At 41.3% G+C, this 17627-nt stretch carries 20 protein-coding genes, 2 pseudogenes and 1 riboswitch; of the genes and pseudogenes, 6 read left to right on the forward strand and 16 right to left on the reverse strand.

Going from position 1 to position 17627, the window contains the following annotated elements:
- Position 1 precedes the first annotated feature (1 nt).
- The 4 genes from RH40_RS16110 to RH40_RS20925 all read right to left on the reverse strand — a co-directional run bounded on the left by RH40_RS16110 (position 2) and on the right by RH40_RS20925 (position 3365).
- Positions 2-1135 carry a homogentisate 1,2-dioxygenase gene (locus tag RH40_RS16110; protein ID WP_009602715.1) on the reverse strand — a complete coding sequence of 378 codons (1134 nt, stop codon included), beginning with the start codon at positions 1133-1135 and terminating at the stop codon, positions 2-4.
- On the reverse strand, positions 1128-2201 hold the full coding sequence (gene hppD, locus RH40_RS16115; RefSeq protein ID WP_009602716.1) for a 4-hydroxyphenylpyruvate dioxygenase: 1074 nt from the start codon (positions 2199-2201) through the stop codon (positions 1128-1130). The genes RH40_RS16110 and hppD overlap by 8 nt, the downstream gene beginning before the upstream one ends.
- 256 nt (positions 2202-2457) lie before the next feature.
- On the reverse strand, positions 2458-3189 hold the full coding sequence (locus tag RH40_RS16120; RefSeq protein WP_009602717.1) for a hypothetical protein: 732 nt from the start codon (positions 3187-3189) through the stop codon (positions 2458-2460).
- Positions 3190-3206: 17 nt separating this feature from the next.
- A complete protein-coding gene (locus RH40_RS20925; protein WP_086009815.1) occupies positions 3207-3365 on the reverse strand; it encodes a hypothetical protein in 159 nt (52 codons plus the stop codon).
- Positions 3366-3615: 250 nt separating this feature from the next.
- On the opposite strand from RH40_RS20925, the gene RH40_RS16125 reads away from it, so the two are divergent.
- Positions 3616-3954 carry a 50S ribosome-binding protein YggL gene (locus RH40_RS16125; protein WP_009602718.1) on the forward strand — a complete coding sequence of 113 codons (339 nt, stop codon included), beginning with the start codon at positions 3616-3618 and terminating at the stop codon, positions 3952-3954.
- Between the two features lie 36 nt (positions 3955-3990).
- On the opposite strand, the gene RH40_RS16130 is transcribed toward RH40_RS16125, so the two are convergent.
- Entirely contained in the window at positions 3991-4233 is a 243-nt protein-coding gene (locus tag RH40_RS16130) for a hypothetical protein (RefSeq protein ID WP_009602719.1), read from the reverse strand.
- 397 nt (positions 4234-4630) lie between these two features.
- Positions 4631-4727, forward strand: a riboswitch (glycine riboswitch).
- Between the two features lie 107 nt (positions 4728-4834).
- Between RH40_RS16130 and RH40_RS16135 the strand changes: the two genes are divergently transcribed.
- From RH40_RS16135 to RH40_RS16145, 3 genes are all read left to right on the forward strand, one after another.
- Complete coding sequence (locus tag RH40_RS16135; RefSeq protein ID WP_009602721.1) at positions 4835-6199, forward strand: alanine/glycine:cation symporter family protein; 1365 nt, start codon at positions 4835-4837, stop codon at positions 6197-6199.
- A gap of 160 nt (positions 6200-6359) precedes the next feature.
- Positions 6360-7373, forward strand: a complete 1014-nt coding sequence (locus RH40_RS16140; RefSeq protein WP_009602722.1) for a DUF2817 domain-containing protein — start codon at positions 6360-6362, stop codon at positions 7371-7373.
- Entirely contained in the window at positions 7361-8104 is a 744-nt protein-coding gene (locus RH40_RS16145) for an alpha/beta fold hydrolase (RefSeq protein WP_009602725.1), read from the forward strand. The genes RH40_RS16140 and RH40_RS16145 overlap by 13 nt, the downstream gene beginning before the upstream one ends.
- A gap of 1 nt (position 8105) precedes the next feature.
- Here the strand turns inward: RH40_RS16145 and RH40_RS16150 are convergent, their stop codons facing one another.
- The gene (locus RH40_RS16150; protein WP_009602726.1) at positions 8106-8735 is read right to left on the reverse strand and encodes a LysE family translocator; all 630 of its coding nucleotides are present in this window, start codon (positions 8733-8735) and stop codon (positions 8106-8108) included.
- 233 nt (positions 8736-8968) lie between these two features.
- On the opposite strand from RH40_RS16150, the gene RH40_RS16155 reads away from it, so the two are divergent.
- On the forward strand, positions 8969-10450 hold the full coding sequence (locus RH40_RS16155; protein ID WP_009602727.1) for a carboxypeptidase M32: 1482 nt from the start codon (positions 8969-8971) through the stop codon (positions 10448-10450).
- Between the two features lie 192 nt (positions 10451-10642).
- Positions 10643-12346, forward strand: coding sequence for a D-lactate dehydrogenase (dld, locus tag RH40_RS16160; protein WP_009602728.1), 1704 nt, complete (start codon positions 10643-10645; stop codon positions 12344-12346).
- A 109-nt stretch (positions 12347-12455) separates the two neighbouring features.
- On the opposite strand, the gene RH40_RS16165 is transcribed toward dld, so the two are convergent.
- The 10 genes and pseudogenes from RH40_RS16165 to RH40_RS16210 all read right to left on the reverse strand — a co-directional run bounded on the left by RH40_RS16165 (position 12456) and on the right by RH40_RS16210 (position 17560).
- Positions 12456-12908, reverse strand: a complete 453-nt coding sequence (locus RH40_RS16165) for a GNAT family N-acetyltransferase (protein WP_009602729.1) — start codon at positions 12906-12908, stop codon at positions 12456-12458.
- Positions 12909-12917: 9 nt separating this feature from the next.
- Positions 12918-13226, reverse strand: coding sequence for a Dabb family protein (locus RH40_RS16170; protein ID WP_009602730.1), 309 nt, complete (start codon positions 13224-13226; stop codon positions 12918-12920).
- 73 nt (positions 13227-13299) lie between these two features.
- Entirely contained in the window at positions 13300-13737 is a 438-nt protein-coding gene (locus RH40_RS16175; RefSeq protein ID WP_009602731.1) for a GyrI-like domain-containing protein, read from the reverse strand.
- A 46-nt stretch (positions 13738-13783) separates the two neighbouring features.
- Positions 13784-14250: pseudogene (locus RH40_RS16180) on the reverse strand (ASCH domain-containing protein).
- 8 nt (positions 14251-14258) lie between these two features.
- Entirely contained in the window at positions 14259-14792 is a 534-nt protein-coding gene (locus tag RH40_RS16185) for a GNAT family N-acetyltransferase (RefSeq protein ID WP_039954865.1), read from the reverse strand.
- Between the two features lie 38 nt (positions 14793-14830).
- Positions 14831-15163 carry a zinc ribbon domain-containing protein YjdM gene (locus RH40_RS16190; RefSeq protein WP_009602734.1) on the reverse strand — a complete coding sequence of 111 codons (333 nt, stop codon included), beginning with the start codon at positions 15161-15163 and terminating at the stop codon, positions 14831-14833.
- Between the two features lie 41 nt (positions 15164-15204).
- On the reverse strand, positions 15205-15720 hold the full coding sequence (gene def, locus RH40_RS16195; protein WP_009602735.1) for a peptide deformylase: 516 nt from the start codon (positions 15718-15720) through the stop codon (positions 15205-15207).
- Positions 15721-15744: 24 nt separating this feature from the next.
- Positions 15745-16143 (reverse strand): annotated as a pseudogene (locus tag RH40_RS16200) (GNAT family N-acetyltransferase).
- Between the two features lie 302 nt (positions 16144-16445).
- Positions 16446-16790 (reverse strand): hypothetical protein, encoded by a 345-nt coding sequence (locus RH40_RS16205; protein ID WP_009602739.1) that lies wholly within the window; start codon positions 16788-16790, stop codon positions 16446-16448.
- 101 nt (positions 16791-16891) lie between these two features.
- Positions 16892-17560, reverse strand: a complete 669-nt coding sequence (locus tag RH40_RS16210) for an isochorismatase family protein (protein ID WP_009602740.1) — start codon at positions 17558-17560, stop codon at positions 16892-16894.
- Between the last annotated feature and the right edge of the window lie 67 nt (positions 17561-17627).

The raw sequence follows: 17627 nt of genomic DNA on the forward strand, positions 1-17627 counted from the left end.
TTTATTTTGTTTCTTGCCAACTGTAGACGTACTGAGGGTTTTCAACTTGTTGTGCATGTTCGCTAAACTGCAAAGCATGACGAGTGTCGATCATAACCGCTACTTCATCGGTAAATTTCTTTTTATGCTCTCGTCCTGCTTTAAACGCTTTGGGATGTGGCCCATGCGTAAAACCAGCAGGATGAAAAGTCACCATTCCCGCCTCAATGTTATCGCGACTAAAAAAGTCTCCAGCATGATAGAAAAGGACTTCATCATAATCATCATTGTTGTGATAAAAAGGAACTTTTAACGCACCTGGATCACTCTCTATTGGGCGTGGTACGAAAGTACAGATAACGAATCCTTGCCCAACAAAAGTCGTATGCGCAGAAGGAGGCAAATGATAACGATGCGACATCAAAGGCCGAATATCTCTCCAATTCACTCTAACCACAGCAAGATCGCCATGCCAACCAATTGCATCTAGTGGATTAAAAGGAAATGAAATAATACTTACCTTCTCATGTCTTTTGACATGAACTTGTGTGGCGACCTCTGAGTATTGAGCTTTAAACTGGTCGTCAATTTTTGGCACGTCGAGCACCGCAGGGTCAAATACCGCATGATTTCCAACCATACCTTTCTCAGGTAATGCATAGGCTGCGTCGGTATTTTCTATCATTAAGATAAACAAAGGTTCCTGAGTTTCAATCCGCCAATTTGTTGAACGGGGGATCATGACATAATCCCCCTCTTTCACTGTCATGTGGCCATAATCGCAAAAAAGTTCAGCCGTACCTTGGTGAATAAAAAGTAACTCATCACCATCAGAGTTTCTCACTAAATGGGTCATTGACGCATTTAACTTCCAAATACGTATTTTGCAATCAGAATTATGCAGCAATGAGGGCACATCCCAAGGCGAGGGCTGCAGTGCTTCATCTACATTATTGAGATTGAATGCCCTTGGTTTTAGATCTCCCTCCCACTCACTCCAGCCTGTTGGAGCATGTCGATGGTGAAAATGGGAAGCAGGACCGAAGAACCCACTCCGCCCAGCTTCTCGCTCATAAATTGCCTCATCAGGAAAATCGGCATGTGCCTGCTTTGAGCATATCCCTTCCTTGTGAGGAAATGATATCCATTTATGCATTATCAAGTACTCCACGACGGATCTGATCTTCTTCAATTGACTCAAATAGAGCCTTAAAATTGCCCTCACCAAAACCTTCGTTACCCTTGCGTTGGATAATTTCGAAGAAAACTGGGCCGATAACCGTTTGAGTAAATATTTGCAGAAGAATGCCGTCTTTTGTCGGTGCACCGTCAATCAAAATCTGTAGCTCACGCAATTTTTCAACGTCTTCTGAGTGGCCTTCAACTCGCGTATCGATTTTTTCATAGTAGGTATCTGGTGTTGGCATAAAATCCATACCACGACTTCGGAGGGTCGACACAGTTTTGTAGATATCATCTGTTGTCATGGCGATATGTTGAATGCCTTCGCCCTTGTACTCACGGATAAACTCTTCTATTTGCGATTTATCATCCGATGATTCGTTAATTGGAATTCGTATCTTTCCACATGGTGCAGTCATTGCTCGGCTCACGAGCCCTGTAAGCTTGCCCTCAATATCGAAATATCTGATCTCCCTGAAGTTTCCAATACGCTCATAGAAACCAGACCAAACGTCCATATTGCCCTGCTTAACATTGTGAGTAAGATGATCGATTTCATATAAGCCAACGTCCATTTTTGATAAGCGTGCGTCGGCATCATCATAAAAACGAAAATCAACATCATAAATACTGGCTTGCTTATAACGGTCAACGAAGTAAAGCAAGCTTTCACCGATCCCGTAAATCGCTGGGATACTTAACTCCATAGGACCAATCTCAGTAACGTATTCTTTTCCACCATTTGCGACGGCTTGTTTCATTGCCACACAAGAGTCATGTACACGAAATGCCATACCACAAACTGACGGGCCATGTATCTTTGCGAACTCGTGAGCTTGACTGTGAGGTTGAGCGTTAACAATAAAATTAACGCCTCCTTGACGGTACAACCATGCTTCTTTCGAGCGATGTTTGGCAACTTCAGCAAAACCAAGAGAATTAAATAAATTCTTCAGTGCTTGAATGCCTTCTTCATTGGCTGCTGTGTATTCTACAAATTCAAAACCATCTGTACCAAGTGGGTTGTACGCTTCGTTCATTTCCATTCCTCGTTATAAATAATACTGCCGTGTAACTATTTATAAGTTGGCCCAGAAACAGAAAAAAAAGAATATTTTGAGGAAAACGAATTGTTAATTAACTGTAAACAGTAAAGTGTAAAATGGGAGAAACCGAAACAAAAAGAATGGATAAAACAGTGATTTAATAAGCTCAGAAGCAGTAACAATAATTTTACATTATTCGTTACGTCGTGCTATTTGAGAAACCTAGAGTTTAAGAAGGATAAGCTCGGCCTTACAGGCCGAGATTTTGAGAAAGAGCTTTCATCTGTTTTAAGTCCATTTGATGAACTCGGATCATTTGTTCTACTTGGCTCAATCTTGACTGAGATTCATCTTGCTTGTCACAAGAGTCTGACTTTGCTTCCCAGGAAGTTCCAGAAAGGTAGTCATCACAAGCCTTCTTGAGTTTCTGTAGACGAGGATGAAGACTGTCTCTTTCTTTTTCAAGAGCATCAAGTTCTTGTTTTACCTTAAACTCTTTTTGGAAAATTTCCCTAGACCTCTCAAACATACTCGCTTGCATATCTGCTTGGCGGTTTAGCTTTACGTTTTCCTTTTGGGCAGACGCAAGACGATCAATCTGACTGGTCACCTTTTCTTCAAGAGATGTGTTTACCTTCTCTAGTTCTTTTATCTGCTGTTCGAGTTTTTTAATAATATCTGCGTGTTTGGTGTCGTTCTCTTTTATCGCGCTTTCAAGTTTAACTTTTACCTCATGATCTACATCAGCCACTTTCTCTTTTACCTTATGAGCCATGGCTTTTTGGTCTGCAACCATTGAAAGGTATTTCTGCTCGACCACATCATAGTGGGCTTGCCATTTTTTCGCTGTAAGAGAGGAACCGACCAAACCACCCAAAGCAAGACTCAATATACTCGCAATTATAATATACAGATAAGTGCGCTTGTCTCGCTCTTCAATAACTACAACATCATCATCTCTGGCTTCATTATTTTCGTCCAACTTACTACTCCCCAATTCTAACGTATCAACTCAGACACAACGACTGCACTGGTGTAAATACAAAAGGCCGATATTAGCGTTATTACAACATATTTTTGCAATTTTTCATTAGTTCGGTAACGGATCAAAACGTACGCAAGGACGACCAAAAACGCTATCGCAAGTAAACGAGTCATATTTATGCCCTAATTAAATTCGTATTTTCATTACTTTAACTCATTTTTACGTTATCAGGGTCAGAGCAAAGCAGTTTTGTGCTCGAAAATTCAAATTTTTTCAGATTAGTGGGTGTAACAACTCAATATTTCGACAATTACACTTAATATACCCAAAAGACAGAAAGACACTTGGTTATCAACGTTTTTAGGTTGGTTAGCAGCCGTGTTTAGGGTATAAAGAGCCTAATTCACTTAATGAGACTTTCAAATGAAACCGTACATTACGAAAAACAAAAAACGCCGGATAAAAAAGAAGCTCTTTCTCGATGAGTTTGCCATGCTGGGCTTCGAACTGAGTTGTGAGACATCGATTGTTGATTTTGACACATACGACCTTTTTGTAGATGAATTTGTTGATTTCATCGATGCTCAAGGACTTAGCTTTGGCGGAGGTGGTCTCGAACTATTTGAAGGATTCCTGTGTTGCAGCAAACGTTACCAAAGTGTCACAGAAGCGCAAAAGTCGAACGTAGTTGACTGGCTAAATGCGCATTCAAAAGTGAAGTCCACTAAGACCAGTGAGCTCATTGATGCTAACTATTTCTAGCGTCTCAAATAGCGCCAATCGGCGCTATTTTATAAGCTATCTTACTTCAAGTCCCAGTTCGTGCTGGGCACAGCACCTAACTACGTAACTCACTTTCAATAGCCCAGCAATGACCAGGATACTAACGTGCGCCGTCATTTGTACACCAAGGCTAAAGTGTTCAGCGTACGGGTACGAAATCAATATACTCGCGATCATTGCAACAAACGTCAACAACAATGCTGTATTTGCGTAAAATAATACTTTCTTCGCTAGGCTCTTATTCGAAATTGTAAACATAATAAACCTCACTCGATATCTCTGCTTACTTTTATTCAATCACTGCATAACCCTTGCCAAAAATAAAACTTAAACATAATCAATACTTTAAAATAATCACAACCAAATAGAGTCATAATGACACAAATAAAATTAGCATCATTAAAACACCAAGGAGTCAAAATGACTTCATTGTCAGTCATCCAATTTAGTTGATTAAAAGAAAAATAATGGTAAAGTGCTCGCGTCAAAAAGCTTCACAGGTTTTTTGACCAACTTTTATTCATATATTTGAATAATTGTTCCGATGAAGACTGCAGGAGAGTGGTTACCTACGGCTGAGAAATCAACCGTTAAGATAACCTACCGAAGAAGTAAATCTTTCAGGTGCTACTAAACAGTAGCGAGGACTGTAGTTGGAGGAACCTCTGGAGAGAACCGTTAAATCGGTCGCCGAAGGAGCAAGCTTTGAATATCAAAGTGAAACTCTCAGGCAAAAGGACAGAGGAGTGAAAGCAACCGCTCAGAAAACCATAAATCATCCGCTTTTTGGACTGGCTCAATGCCAATTCTGACTTTTCACTCTTCTCCTTATATTTGTATTAATACTTAAGGGGAACTAATGAACAACCTTCAATCTTTACTGCAAACCATCGATAACCTGGTTTGGGGACCACCTTTACTAATATTATTGGTCGGTACTGGCGTTTATTTCACCGTAAAACTTGGGGGAATACAGTTTCAGCATTTACCTAAAGCTCTCAAAATGGTCTTCAGTAAAGAAGAAAAAAAAGCAGAGGGCGAAGTATCTAGCTTTGCTGCACTCTGCACAGCATTATCGGCGACAATCGGTACGGGTAATATCGTTGGAGTGGCAACGGCAATTAAACTCGGAGGTCCGGGGGCACTCTTTTGGATGTGGCTTGCCGCTTTGTTTGGCATGGCCACCAAATACGCCGAATGCTTATTGGCTGTAAAATACCGTCAAGTCGATGAAAATGGTCAGGTGACAGGCGGCCCTATGTATTATCTTCGTGACGGAGTCGGCTCTAAGCTTTTGGCAACACTATTTGCTATTTTTGCGCTTTTGGTTGCTTGTCTAGGAATAGGCACATTTCCTCAAGTCAACGCCATTATTGATGCCAGTGTCATCTCATTCGGTCTCTCTCGTGAACTTGTCGCTATTTTATTAACCTTAATGGTGGCGGGCGTTACGCTTGGTGGAATCCAATCCATCGCACACGTTGCAAGTAAGGTTGTTCCCGCAATGGCTGTATTTTACGTAATGGCTTGTTTAAGTATAATTGTGCTCAATGGTGATAGGCTTATCGAGGTTGTACAACTTGTTGTAAGCTCGGCATTTTCTGGTAGTGCAGCTTCAGGTGGCTTTGCTGGAGCAAGTATCATGCTCGCTATTCAGTCCGGCATTGCTCGTGGGGTTTTTTCCAATGAATCTGGATTGGGTAGTGCTCCCATGGCAGCAGCGGTAGCCAAGACAAACTCCTGTGTTAAGCAAGGTCTTATATCAATGACAGGAACCTTTATTGATACCATCATTATCTGTACTATGACCGGCTTTGCGCTGATTTTAACAGGGGCATGGCAAACAGATTTTGCAGGAGCAGCAATGACAACCCATGCTTTTGCGGTTGGATTAAATGCCAGTACCGTAGGCCCAATGATAGTATCTATTGGCCTCATTTTTTTCGCTTTTACCACCATCCTAGGATGGAACTACTATGGTGAACGTTGTGTTGTTTTTTTGATAGGTACCAAAGCCATACTTCCTTATAAAATAGTGTTTATTGCTCTTGTAGCATCAGGGGCTTTTCTTAAATTAGACATGATTTGGCTTATCGCAGATATCGTCAATGGTTTAATGGCAATACCTAATTTAATTGGCCTGATATTACTCCGCCATATCATTATTGATGAAACACAACTTTTCTTTTCAAACCTCAAAACTCAATCTTCATCATTAATGTAATCATGCCAATAGCGAGTTCTGTTATCTAGAACTCGCTATCTCCATATGGACACGAGTCTCGACATAACTTAGGCAGGCATTTGTGACTGCAACAAATACTTCATCTTGCACGACATATAATCGTTTTAAACTAGTTCCAAAATCCAAGTTAGGAACAATTATGTCGCCAAGCCTACCCAAAGAAATTGAGCATATTGAAAATTTAGCTAATCGATTTTCAGAAAAAATTAAGCTAAGGAGCCTTGCTCAAATAGAACATCAAGCTCAAAGTATGCCTCTTTATGCCATGGAGATCGGGTGCACTTCTGCAAATGCTCCATGCCTTATATTGACAGGCGCGATACACGGAGTAGAGAGAATAGGTAGTCAGATCATACTCGTCTATTTAAAAAGCTTATTAAAGCGCGCTTTATGGGATAAAAGACTAGCCGATACATTGGATAACCTAAAGATTTTGGCTATCCCTGTTGTAAATCCATGGGGAGTGGCGCTCAAACGCAGATCGAACCATAACGGTGTTGATTTAATGAGAAATTCCCCCATTGAAAGTCAAAACCCATCTTATCATCTACACGCAGGACAGAACTTTAGTGATAAACTGCCTTGGTACAGAGGCAATCCACTGCAAATGGAAAAGGAACTCCAAGCTATAGATGCGTATATTAATGGGCATATCCAGTCTTCTCGAACTTGTATCTTGCTCGATTTACACAGCGGTTTCGGTACTCGAGATCGGCTTTGGTTCCCCTTCGCTCAGAATCATAATCCTCCACAACATCTCGCCCATTACTACATGCTTTATCATGTGTTCCGTAAGAGTTACCCACATTATGAGCTTTACCAATTTGAACCTCAATGGCACCAGTACACGACTCACGGCGACTTTTGGGATTGGCAGGTAATGAAAAATCAAGACAACGGAAAGAACTGCTTCCTTCCATTAACCCTGGAACTTGGGTCTTGGCTATGGGTGAAAAAGAATCCACTGCAGTTACTTCAATTTAACCAGTTGTTCCACCCGATCAAACCACATAGAGTAAAACGAGTGCAACGCAGACACAGCACACTTCTCGACTATTTTATTCAAGTTTTAGACAGTGATCTTGTTGTACAATTGTCTCCATTAGAAAAACAAAAATACCAACGACAGGCATTAAAATTATGGTTCCAATAGTTTTATTAAGGGGATTACTTCGTGAAAGTGGCCATTGGCATTACTTCATCAAAGCGATAAAACAGAGATACCCCGATATCGAAATACTGACACCTAATGTCCCTGGGAATGGTGACTTGAATCAATTAAAAAGCCCGACCTCTATTGATGCTATGATGCGAGCAGTGCAAACACAGATTCCCGAGCACTACGATAGTTTTCATTTAGTATCAATTTCTATGGGCTCGATGATCGCCAGCCATTGGGCTCACCAACGACCAGATTTAGTGAAAAGTTTAACCATGATAAACCCGAGCTTTTCTCGCTACAGTTCAATCCAACAACGGATTAATTTAGCAGCGTTATCACGGCTCTTTTGTGCAAAACAAAAAAATCCACTGATCTTTGAGCAAGAGGTGATCAAATGGACCTGTCCTAATTCACTCGATGACAATGAAAAAATAGAGTACTACGCGGAGCTTGCTCGTCAGCACCCCGTCACAAAGATAAATACGTTGCGTCAGCTTTTGGCAGCCGCTAAATTTAAAGGGGAAACTCACGCACCAGAGTGCCCCACCCAAGTGGTCGTTAGCGAACACGACAAACTCGTAAATTCAATCTCAGGCAAGAAGATAGCCGATGCCTGGAATATTGAACTCTCCTGTTTCAACAGCAATGCACATGACTTGCCGCTCGCCGAACCACACGAACTTGCAGAAAAATTGCTTAATTGGTTGTATAAAACAAACTGAGCTATCGGCTCTCCAACAGTAAGCGAACTCCCAAAAGCAATAAAATCGCAGCGGTGGACCCCTCCATCGCGCGGATAAAACCTGGTTTTTTCATTACGTGGCTAATAGAGGCCAACAAACGAGCTAGTGTACACTGCCAAACCATAGCAAGAACAAAATGAGTTCCAACCATGATACCAGCTTGGAGCCACACCGACTTATCGTAGTTAATAAACTGGGGTAAGAAAGCAAGATAAAATATGGCCGTTTTGGGGTTTAGTATATTGGAGAGAAAACCTTGACGCATTGATTGCCATACGCTTAATTTTGATTTCTCTACTTGATGAACAAGTACTGACGGTTTACGGCTGAACAGTGAAAAAACACCGCTAACACCAAGCCAAATAAGATATCCAGCCCCTATCATTTTTACCATAAGAAATAGCTCAACTGATTGATTTAGTATGGCTGAGATACCAAGCACTGAGAGCGTTGCATGTAAAAATAATCCACTACAAATACCTAAACTGGTGTACATACCATCTCTATATCCACCGCGAGCGGTATTTTTTAGAATCATTGCAGTATCCAACCCAGGCGTTATGGTAAGTATCAATATCGCAAGAAAAAAGGTGGGATAATTTTCTATCATGTTATTCCCTCATATACTGTTCGCTCTTCCCATGAAAACACTCAAAGGATCGAGTAGTAACATCCATTTTAAATTATGTCATTCACAAGCAAACACTTGTAGCAACGGTTGATGTTTAAAATCACCGAAATCTGCAGACACATTAACAGAAAATATTACTCTAAATTGATTTGACTTGGTATCTAAAAAAGATATTGATATCATTGGTTTTTTACATGTCAGGGATGGCGGCCATGAGCGCACTCGAAAAATTAAAAGCACACTCAAAAAAAATACATAACTTTAACCATTTATCAGCAATATGTGGCTGGGACCAAGCAGCAGTAATGCCTTCAGGAGGCAACCAAGCCCGCTCGGAAGCCATGGCTGAATTGTCCGTTCACATACATGGTTTAAATACTCAACCCCAACTAGCTGAATGGTTTGAGCAAGCAGAATCTGAGGATTTAAGTAGTCAAGATCGTGCTACGTTACGTGAATTAAAGCGCCAGTGGCAGCAAGCAAACGTACTACCTGAAGACCTAGTACAAGCAAAGTCTCTAGCTGGCTCGAAATGTGAACACGCATGGCGTACTCAAAGAAGCGATAATGACTGGCAAGGCTTCGAAAAAAACTGGAAGGAAGTAGTGACACTGTCACGTGAAGAAGCTCAGATTCGTGCCGAAGCAAGTGGCCTTTCGCCCTACGATGCAATGCTTGACCTCTATGAGCCTGGGGTAAATACTCAATCACTCAACCACCTCTTTAACGAAGTTAAAAGCTGGCTACCTGATTTAATCAATCAAGTCATCGATAAACAATCCAGTGAACAAGTTATTCAGCCCACAGGAAAGTTTTTAGCCAGCCAACAAAAAGCACTTGGCCTTGAAGTAATGAAACTGCTCCAGTTTGATTTTAATCATGGTCGATTGGATGAAAGCATGCACCCATTCTGTGGTGGTGTTCCATCGGATGTACGTATCACCACTCGCTACAGTGAAAGCGATTTTATTCAGTCTTTGATGGGTATTGTTCATGAAACAGGCCATGCAAGATATGAGCAAGGACTTCCGAAATCATTAGCTGGTTTACCCTCAGGCGACTCACGTTCTATGGGCATTCACGAGTCCCAGTCATTGTTCTTTGAGATGCAAGTTGGTCGAAGTGATGCATTTATTCAACACCTTGCTAAGTTCGCAGGTGAAAAGTTTAGTGAGCACAATAGTGACATCTTCTCCCAAGAGAATTTTCAAAAGCTCTATACTCGAGTGAAAAAAGACTTCATTAGGGTTGATGCAGACGAACTTACCTACCCTGCTCATGTCATTTTGCGCTACGAAATCGAGCGTGACTTGATTAACGGTACTATTGAGCATACCGATGTCCCTGATATTTGGGATCAAAAGATGCAGCAGTACCTTGGCCTCTCAACAAGCGGTAATTATCGCAATGGTTGTATGCAAGATATTCACTGGACCGATGGCGCATTTGGCTATTTCCCAAGCTATACATTAGGGGCAATGTATGCAGCCCAGTTTATGGCTTCAATGAGAAAGTCTGTTGATGTCGATGCCGCTATTTCACAAGCCGATCTTTCACCTATCTTTACTTGGCTATCTGACAACATTTGGAGCAAAGGCAGTTTGCTCACAACAGATGAACTGGTTAAACAAGCAACCGGTGAAACACTTAATGCAGAACACTTTAAAGCGCATTTAAAAGCACGTTATCTGTAAAATACTTGATACCCAGCGCCAGTACTTTACTGGCGCTTTTCTGAATATCTCGTTTGTGTCACAACACCCAAATCTGTTTTTTTCACTTAGAATTGTCGCAACTCTTCCCCTATACCATTGTCACTGTTTGTGTTTCAGATCTAGAATGGCGAAAACCTAAGCAAATGTCAGATTAATTACACGAGTATTGCCATGAGTCTTCAACCCTTAATCGACGAGTTTATCGACATTGTTGGTCGACAATACGTACTAACAGAAATGAAAAAGACCGAGTACTACCGCTCTGGGTTTCGTTCAGGAAAAGGCAAAGCGCTCGCCGTAGTTTTTCCTGGATCGCTCATTGAACAGTGGCGAATACTCAAAGCTGCGGTTCAATCAAATTGCATTATTATCATGCAAGCCGCCAAAACAGGTTTGACCGAAGGCTCAGCACCGAGTGGCGATGATTATGATCGTGAAGTCGTAGTCATTAATATTATGCGAATCAATTCGCTGCACTTGCTTGAAAATGGCAAGCAAATTATTAGTCTGCCCGGTGTCAGTCTACATCAGCTTGAAAAGACCCTAAAGTCGGTCAACCGTGCCCCACATTCTGTTATTGGCTCCTCTTCAATCGGTGCCACAGTAGTTGGGGGAATTGCGAATAACTCTGGAGGGGCACTAGTCAAACGTGGCCCAGCTTACACTGAGCTGGCGTTGTTTGGTCAGGTAAATAAAGCGGGAGAGCTTGAGTTAGTCAATCACCTTGGTATTGAAGGACTGGGTAACACACCAGAGGAAATCCTTACCAATGTAGAAAATGGTAACTTCGACACATCAAACATTGTACATAGCCAAGCTATGGCGTCTGACAAAGATTACGAGCAACGTGTACGCGATGTCGACGCAGATACTCCCTCACGCTATAACGCGGATTCTAGACGTTTATTCGAAGCAAGTGGTTGTGCTGGAAAATTGGCTGTATTTGCAGTTCGTGTTGACACTCATCCCGTACCTAAAAGGGAGCAAATTTTTTACATTGGCTGTAACGATCACGCTCAACTTACCAAAATACGTCGAGACATGCTTTCTCAATTTACTCATCTTCCAGAGATGGGCGAATACATGCACCGTGATATCTTTAATTTGGCCGAGACCTACGGCAAAGATGTGTTTTTGTCCATCAATCATTTTGGTACCGCGAGACTCCCCAAGTTTTTTGCAATTAAGGCAAAAATTGAAACGCTACTCAAGCGCATTCCATTTGTCTCTCATGATCTGCCAGACATCGCTCTCTATTGGCTAAGCAAACTCTTCCCGCAACACTTACCAAAACGCATGTGTGAATTTAGAGATAATTATCAACATCATCTGATACTAAAGATGAGTGATGGTGGTATTGAAGAAGCACAAGATTATCTTGAACATAATTGGTCAAAATCCAGTGACGGTAGCTACTTTATTTGTAGTGACGAAGAGGGAAAGAAAGCACTATTGCATCGATTTGCTGCCGCAGGCGCCGCGATACGCTATGAAACCATCCACTCCCGGGACGTAGAAGATATCCTGGCGCTTGATATTGCTCTTCGCCGCAATGATATCGACTGGGTAGAGGAATTACCTCAAGACATTAAAAACGAGCTTGTGGTCGCGCTTTATTATGGTCATTTCATGTGTAACGTTTTCCATCAAGACTACATATTTAAAAAAGGTGCGGACACTAAGAAAATCAAACAAAAGATGCTAGAAATCCTCACCCAAAAAGGGGCCAAATATCCAGCAGAACACAATGTAGGCCACCTTTATGAAGCTGAAGAATCGCTGCAAGAGTTTTATCATTCTCTAGACCCAACGAATACCTTTAACCCAGGTATCGGCATGATGAGTAAATACAAACGCAACTGCAATTGCTGCTAACCATAACCAAGTGAGCTTGGCCGAAGTGCTAGAACTACGGACTACTAAACACGCAAGCAACAAGTAGGCTCTGGATTTAATTCATTTGAGCCTACTAACACATTCAAGGCTAAAGGCTCGGTGGCTTTATGTGCTCATTTCCAAGTAAAAGCTGCATCTCAATCAGACCTTGACCAGCTCTTATCTTTCGATACCCCAGATAACGGTATAATTTAATCGCCGGATTTTCTTCAAAAGCTCGTAAAATAATTCGACTGGAGCCTCGTTGAATCGCTCTAGTTTTGATATGAGAGAAACACTCAGATCCTAGGCCTTGACCTTGATGACCGGGCTCTATTTGCAGGTCTCGTATGTAAGTTGTGGCATCATCATAGGTGAAGCGCGCAACACCCACACGAATATCACCGACAAGAACTTCATAATTATCGAATTCTTTCCAACTCATTTGATATCTGGGCGAATCCCACTCGATTCCTCTTGCCTGGTAGTAAGGTGCCATATTACTTTTTACCAGATGCTCCGCGTACTCTTTATCAGTTGCGGTCTGAAAACGGATTCTCAAAGTTACTCCTTAATCCACTGTTTCGCAGGGGTAGTCGAAAACAATAATATCGTCGAGAATTGGCCGAAAAACCTCTTTCAACGCCTGATGCTCTGGATGAGGTAAATACTCCAGTCGACCCGCATCGTTAGCAAAGGTCATCAGTACTGAATGAGAAAAGCCCTGATTCTTATTTTCTGGGCTATCGTTTATGCCCCATTCGACCGAGACAACGCCTTCTATTTTTGAGGGCATGGACAAAAATAGTTCTCGTAAAAGGTCAATTTGTGCAATATCTGCCGCGGGTTTAAATTTGATCAGAAGAATGTGACGTATCATGGTAAATCCTATTGGTATCTGGTGCTTTTCTGGGAAACTTAACAGTCTCTAGCCTACAACAAAAGCCGGCTCTTTACACCGCGATATAGATATCTACTTCATTCTCACTCAAATAGCACTCAAAGTCGGTGGTATATTTTCGAACGTACGGACAATTTGTATCGTCGAAAAAACGCCAAATAATACCCCATAGATCAATCACTGCTTGTGGCATTTCTCCCTGTGCCGAAAACACCAAATATTGACCACTGGGAATGGTCATTTCAGATAATGTCGGAGACGATGAAGTTTGTGAGCCCACAAATACATCAAACGCCCCCAAGTAATCGGACTCATAGTTGGTGTAAATTCCAAAAAACAATGCATCGCCAGAGTCAGTACTGGGCCGACTTTGGAGAAAAGATTGCCACAACTGTGGGATCTTTGCTTTTTCAGGATCAACCTCGTCGGCATTCGAAGTTGTTACCGACAAACCAAAAACTTTTCTTTGTATAAATGTTCTTTCTTGCATCAACTTATTCTCCTTATTTCTGGAACTAGCATAAGCTGACTGACTGTCAAAACCTGTCAGTAGTCGATACAGGTTTTGGGAACACAATCTTAAAACGCTCTAATAGCAGCATATCTTCAGATGGTGCGATGTTTAATTGTTCACATTCTTTTGAGAAAAATCGCCAGTGGGCCTCTCTCCACCATTGCAATGTTTTATCACCTTCCCCTTCTTCTGCGGCAAAACTCTCATCAACATCACAATATTTTTGTGTTGAAACTGAAGTTATTTCTATAATGCATACTGGCTGGTTAAATCACCTTCTTGGGGGCGCCTATCTCCTTCATGGCTATACCAGTAATCCATACTACAGGATGCACGCTTCTCACCTTTCAAGATCAAATCTGCACAGACATTAGCGTTGTATTCATCGGCGCAAAAATAATCTGCATTGCAGTAAGAATATTGCTCAATTTGAGCGGGCGTGAGGCTATCAAAGTATTTCTGCAGATACTCTTTATGACGTTGTTCCATTCTGTTTCTTATCCTTTTTTTGTTTTCGAGTACACAGCGGTATCACCCAGTTCTCCATTAGGTAGTCGGTGATCATAAATTTGTAAGCCCTCAAGAAAGAAGCCACATCGCTCTGCTACCGCACGGCTTTTAAAATTGATATCTGGCACTCTTATTTCAACTCGATTAGCTCCTAAATCATCAAAGGCATATTGCTGTATTCTATTCACAGCCTCTGTGATATAGCCATTTCCTGTACACGACGAACGTAGCCAATACCCGATCTCGAAACAGGGAACGGAGGCATCTCGGATCTTTAAAACCAAAACGCCTATGAGCATATCATTTTCTTTATCGACTAATGAAAAACGTAATTCTTCGGTAAAGTTTTGATAATTTTCTATCGCCTTTTCAGTTTGCTCGATCGAACTTTTCTCACAAAGAGCATCATCAACCCAAGATAGAAACTGTCTTAATTCAACTTGGCTTTCTTGTATCGCGTTAAACAGTTCCGGTTGATGATCGAGAGACGGCGGAATGAGCTTTAATCGACTTGTTTCTATCACACATTATTCCCTAACATGCATCCAATACAGATTGGTCACGCTTTTTTTACAAATTGAGCAGTGATCATCATTTCTCCGGCACCGTCAACTTTGCAATCCAATTGATGGTCTTTTCCGTTAACAATTTTTCTTACCAAGGCTTTTGTACCTATTTTTAGGACTAAAGAACTCCCTTTTACTTTGAGATCCTTAGCTATCGTCACTTTGTCGCCTTCAGAAAGAACAGTGCCGTTCGCATCCCTCACGACGACCACAGCCTCTCTCTCTTCTTCTGGGTTCCATTCATGCGCGCACTCCGGACAAATCAATTGATTTTGATCTTGATAAACAAATGGTGAGTGGCAGTTAGGGCATGGTGGTAAAGACATCACATCTCTCTTGGTAAATTTAATAAGTGGTCATCGGTATACTATACCGCTGATTTTTGATTTGTTTTAATGTGCTTTTTAACCTTCTTAAGCGCCATTTGACGTTTAAGAGGTGATAGGTAATCGATAAATAGCCGACCGGAAAGATGGTCTATTTCATGTTGCATTACAATGGCAAGAAAGTCATCACTCTCAACTTTTATTGCATTACCCAATCTATCCTGAGCCTGAACTACAACGGATGTGAAACGTTCAACATCAGCGTAATAATCTGGCACAGAAAGACATCCCTCTTGCCCCATCTCTCTATTTTTTCCACAGACCACTTTCGGGTTAACCAATATAAGGGGCTGGTCTCTCGCCTCAGACAAATCAATGACAACGACGGCTTCTTTACGACCAACTTGAGTCGCCGCTAAACCAATACCATTGGCAGTTGAATAGAGAGTATCGAGCATGTCATCAATGAATGACTGTACTTTATCAAAATCAGTGACCTGTTCGGCTTCATATTTAAGCCTAGGATCAGGAGTAGTTAAAATAGGTAAAACTGCCATATAAATTAAGGAATATATTTTCTATTAAGTAATATTTAAAACCATTGGAATATCGATCATTCCAGAACGATTTCTTATACCTTGAGTTTCAACAAAACCAAAGCTGAGATATACCGACTTAGCATTTATCGCTGAATTAACCGTAAACTGCTTAATATCGTACTCAGCTAATATTTCTTTTTTCATCGCTTACCAGAGCATACGTGAAACGCCCGACCCTTGGATACTTTCGCATACAAATAAGTGCAATAGATGTGATTTATCACGCATTCCAATTGCACCAACTAATTTAGACCCATCTTTAATTGCGAGCATATACTTGTGGTTTTTAGAGAGATAGTTTTTTATACTTTTCTCGCTAACGGAATCAATAACAATGTCATGAGCCGCAGCTTCTATTGTAGGAAAAACATATTTTTTCATCAGTGGCGTAATAAGCTCACTAATATTTTTTTCATCTCCAAAAGTGGCATTTCTTAATGTAATTCCAGGTTCTGCTCTCACTTTTTCTCCATTATTCTGTTCAAAAAAATATATCCAAGTTTCATGAATGAATATACCCACGTGATTTCATAATGCAAGGTTCAGAGCGGTGCCACAGTGTTGAATTTAAGGAAAATAACGCAGCAGAATATGTGTACTCTCACCAAGTTGTTTGACGATGAAATCGGCGCTGTACCATGCTCCCAAAGGGAGAGTTTCATCATTATCGCCATCACGCTTAGTCACTTGAGTTTGAGTTCTGGAAAGTCTTTGAAATTCTGTGGTGAGCGCGCTCGCTGTTCCATTTTTGTAAAGAAAGGATTCCTCTCTGGTTCGTCTTCATACTCTCGCCTAGAAAAATCTTCTACTGCTATTTTTTCTTCGGCTGGTTCGAGCCAAACCCAGCCGTCCTCATCCAGTTCTTCAAATGTATAGGACTGCACTTTGTTTTCAGAATTACAGACGACGCTATTACAATTCGAAGAAAGAGGTGGTGAAGTCTGTTGCCAACTATATTGCTCCTTTGAAAAACAGAACGCTGATAAGCAGAGTGAAACAGAAGCTAAAGAAAGACACAATTTTGTCATAGCGTGGAACCATGAATAGATATTTGAACGTCAAATTATCAGTTGCATTGATACAATTGTACAGAGTTTTATTTTGTAATGAATTGTAAATGAACATCCAGCTAGTCCAAAACACTGGCATTCGTGAATTGAATCTCCACCGCATTCTCAACAAACACCGCCCCTTTTTCGGAAAGTTCGCTTATTACCGACTCACTATTTTGCTTTATGACAGCCCGAGTTGAGGCAAGATTAACGATAACTTTGAAATTGGCATCAAGAAGCTGCTCAACTGATTTCTTAACACAAAAGTCGAGGGCAAGCCCACCAACAATGACGGTATCTATCTCTTTTGCTCGCAGAAATTCAATACCCCCCGTCGAGAGCTTCTCAGCGTTATCATGATAAAACGCACCGTACGGATGTGCATCAGGATCAAGCCCTTTATTAATCTGAAAATCGTAGTCACGAATACTTGGTAGCCCGGGTAGAAGTTCGCAGCCTAAAGTTCCTACTATACAATGGGGGTTCCATTTAATATCCACTTCAGGAAGCCCAACACTCGCTAACATTTCATCTGGTGAGCTCGCTTCCCACAACGCGCCAGAGGGATGCATGTCACGAGAGACAAGACAAACGCTTGCCTTTTGGTGGTTATGTAACAATTCTTCGACAATATTCAGTGCACCTTCTACCGGTAGCTCAGCTGGACACAGTTCACTAAACCCTTTTTGCGGATCAACATCAATCGATGCCGTTTTACTTTTCACAATTTTAATCGTACCAGCCATTATTTTATACCCAAGTGACTTCAAAATGCAGGATTCAGAGCGGTGCCACAGTGTTGAGTTCAAGGAA

Origin of the sequence: Vibrio caribbeanicus ATCC BAA-2122, assembly GCF_000165125.1 — a bacterium.
GTDB lineage: Bacteria > Pseudomonadota > Gammaproteobacteria > Enterobacterales > Vibrionaceae > Vibrio > Vibrio caribbeanicus.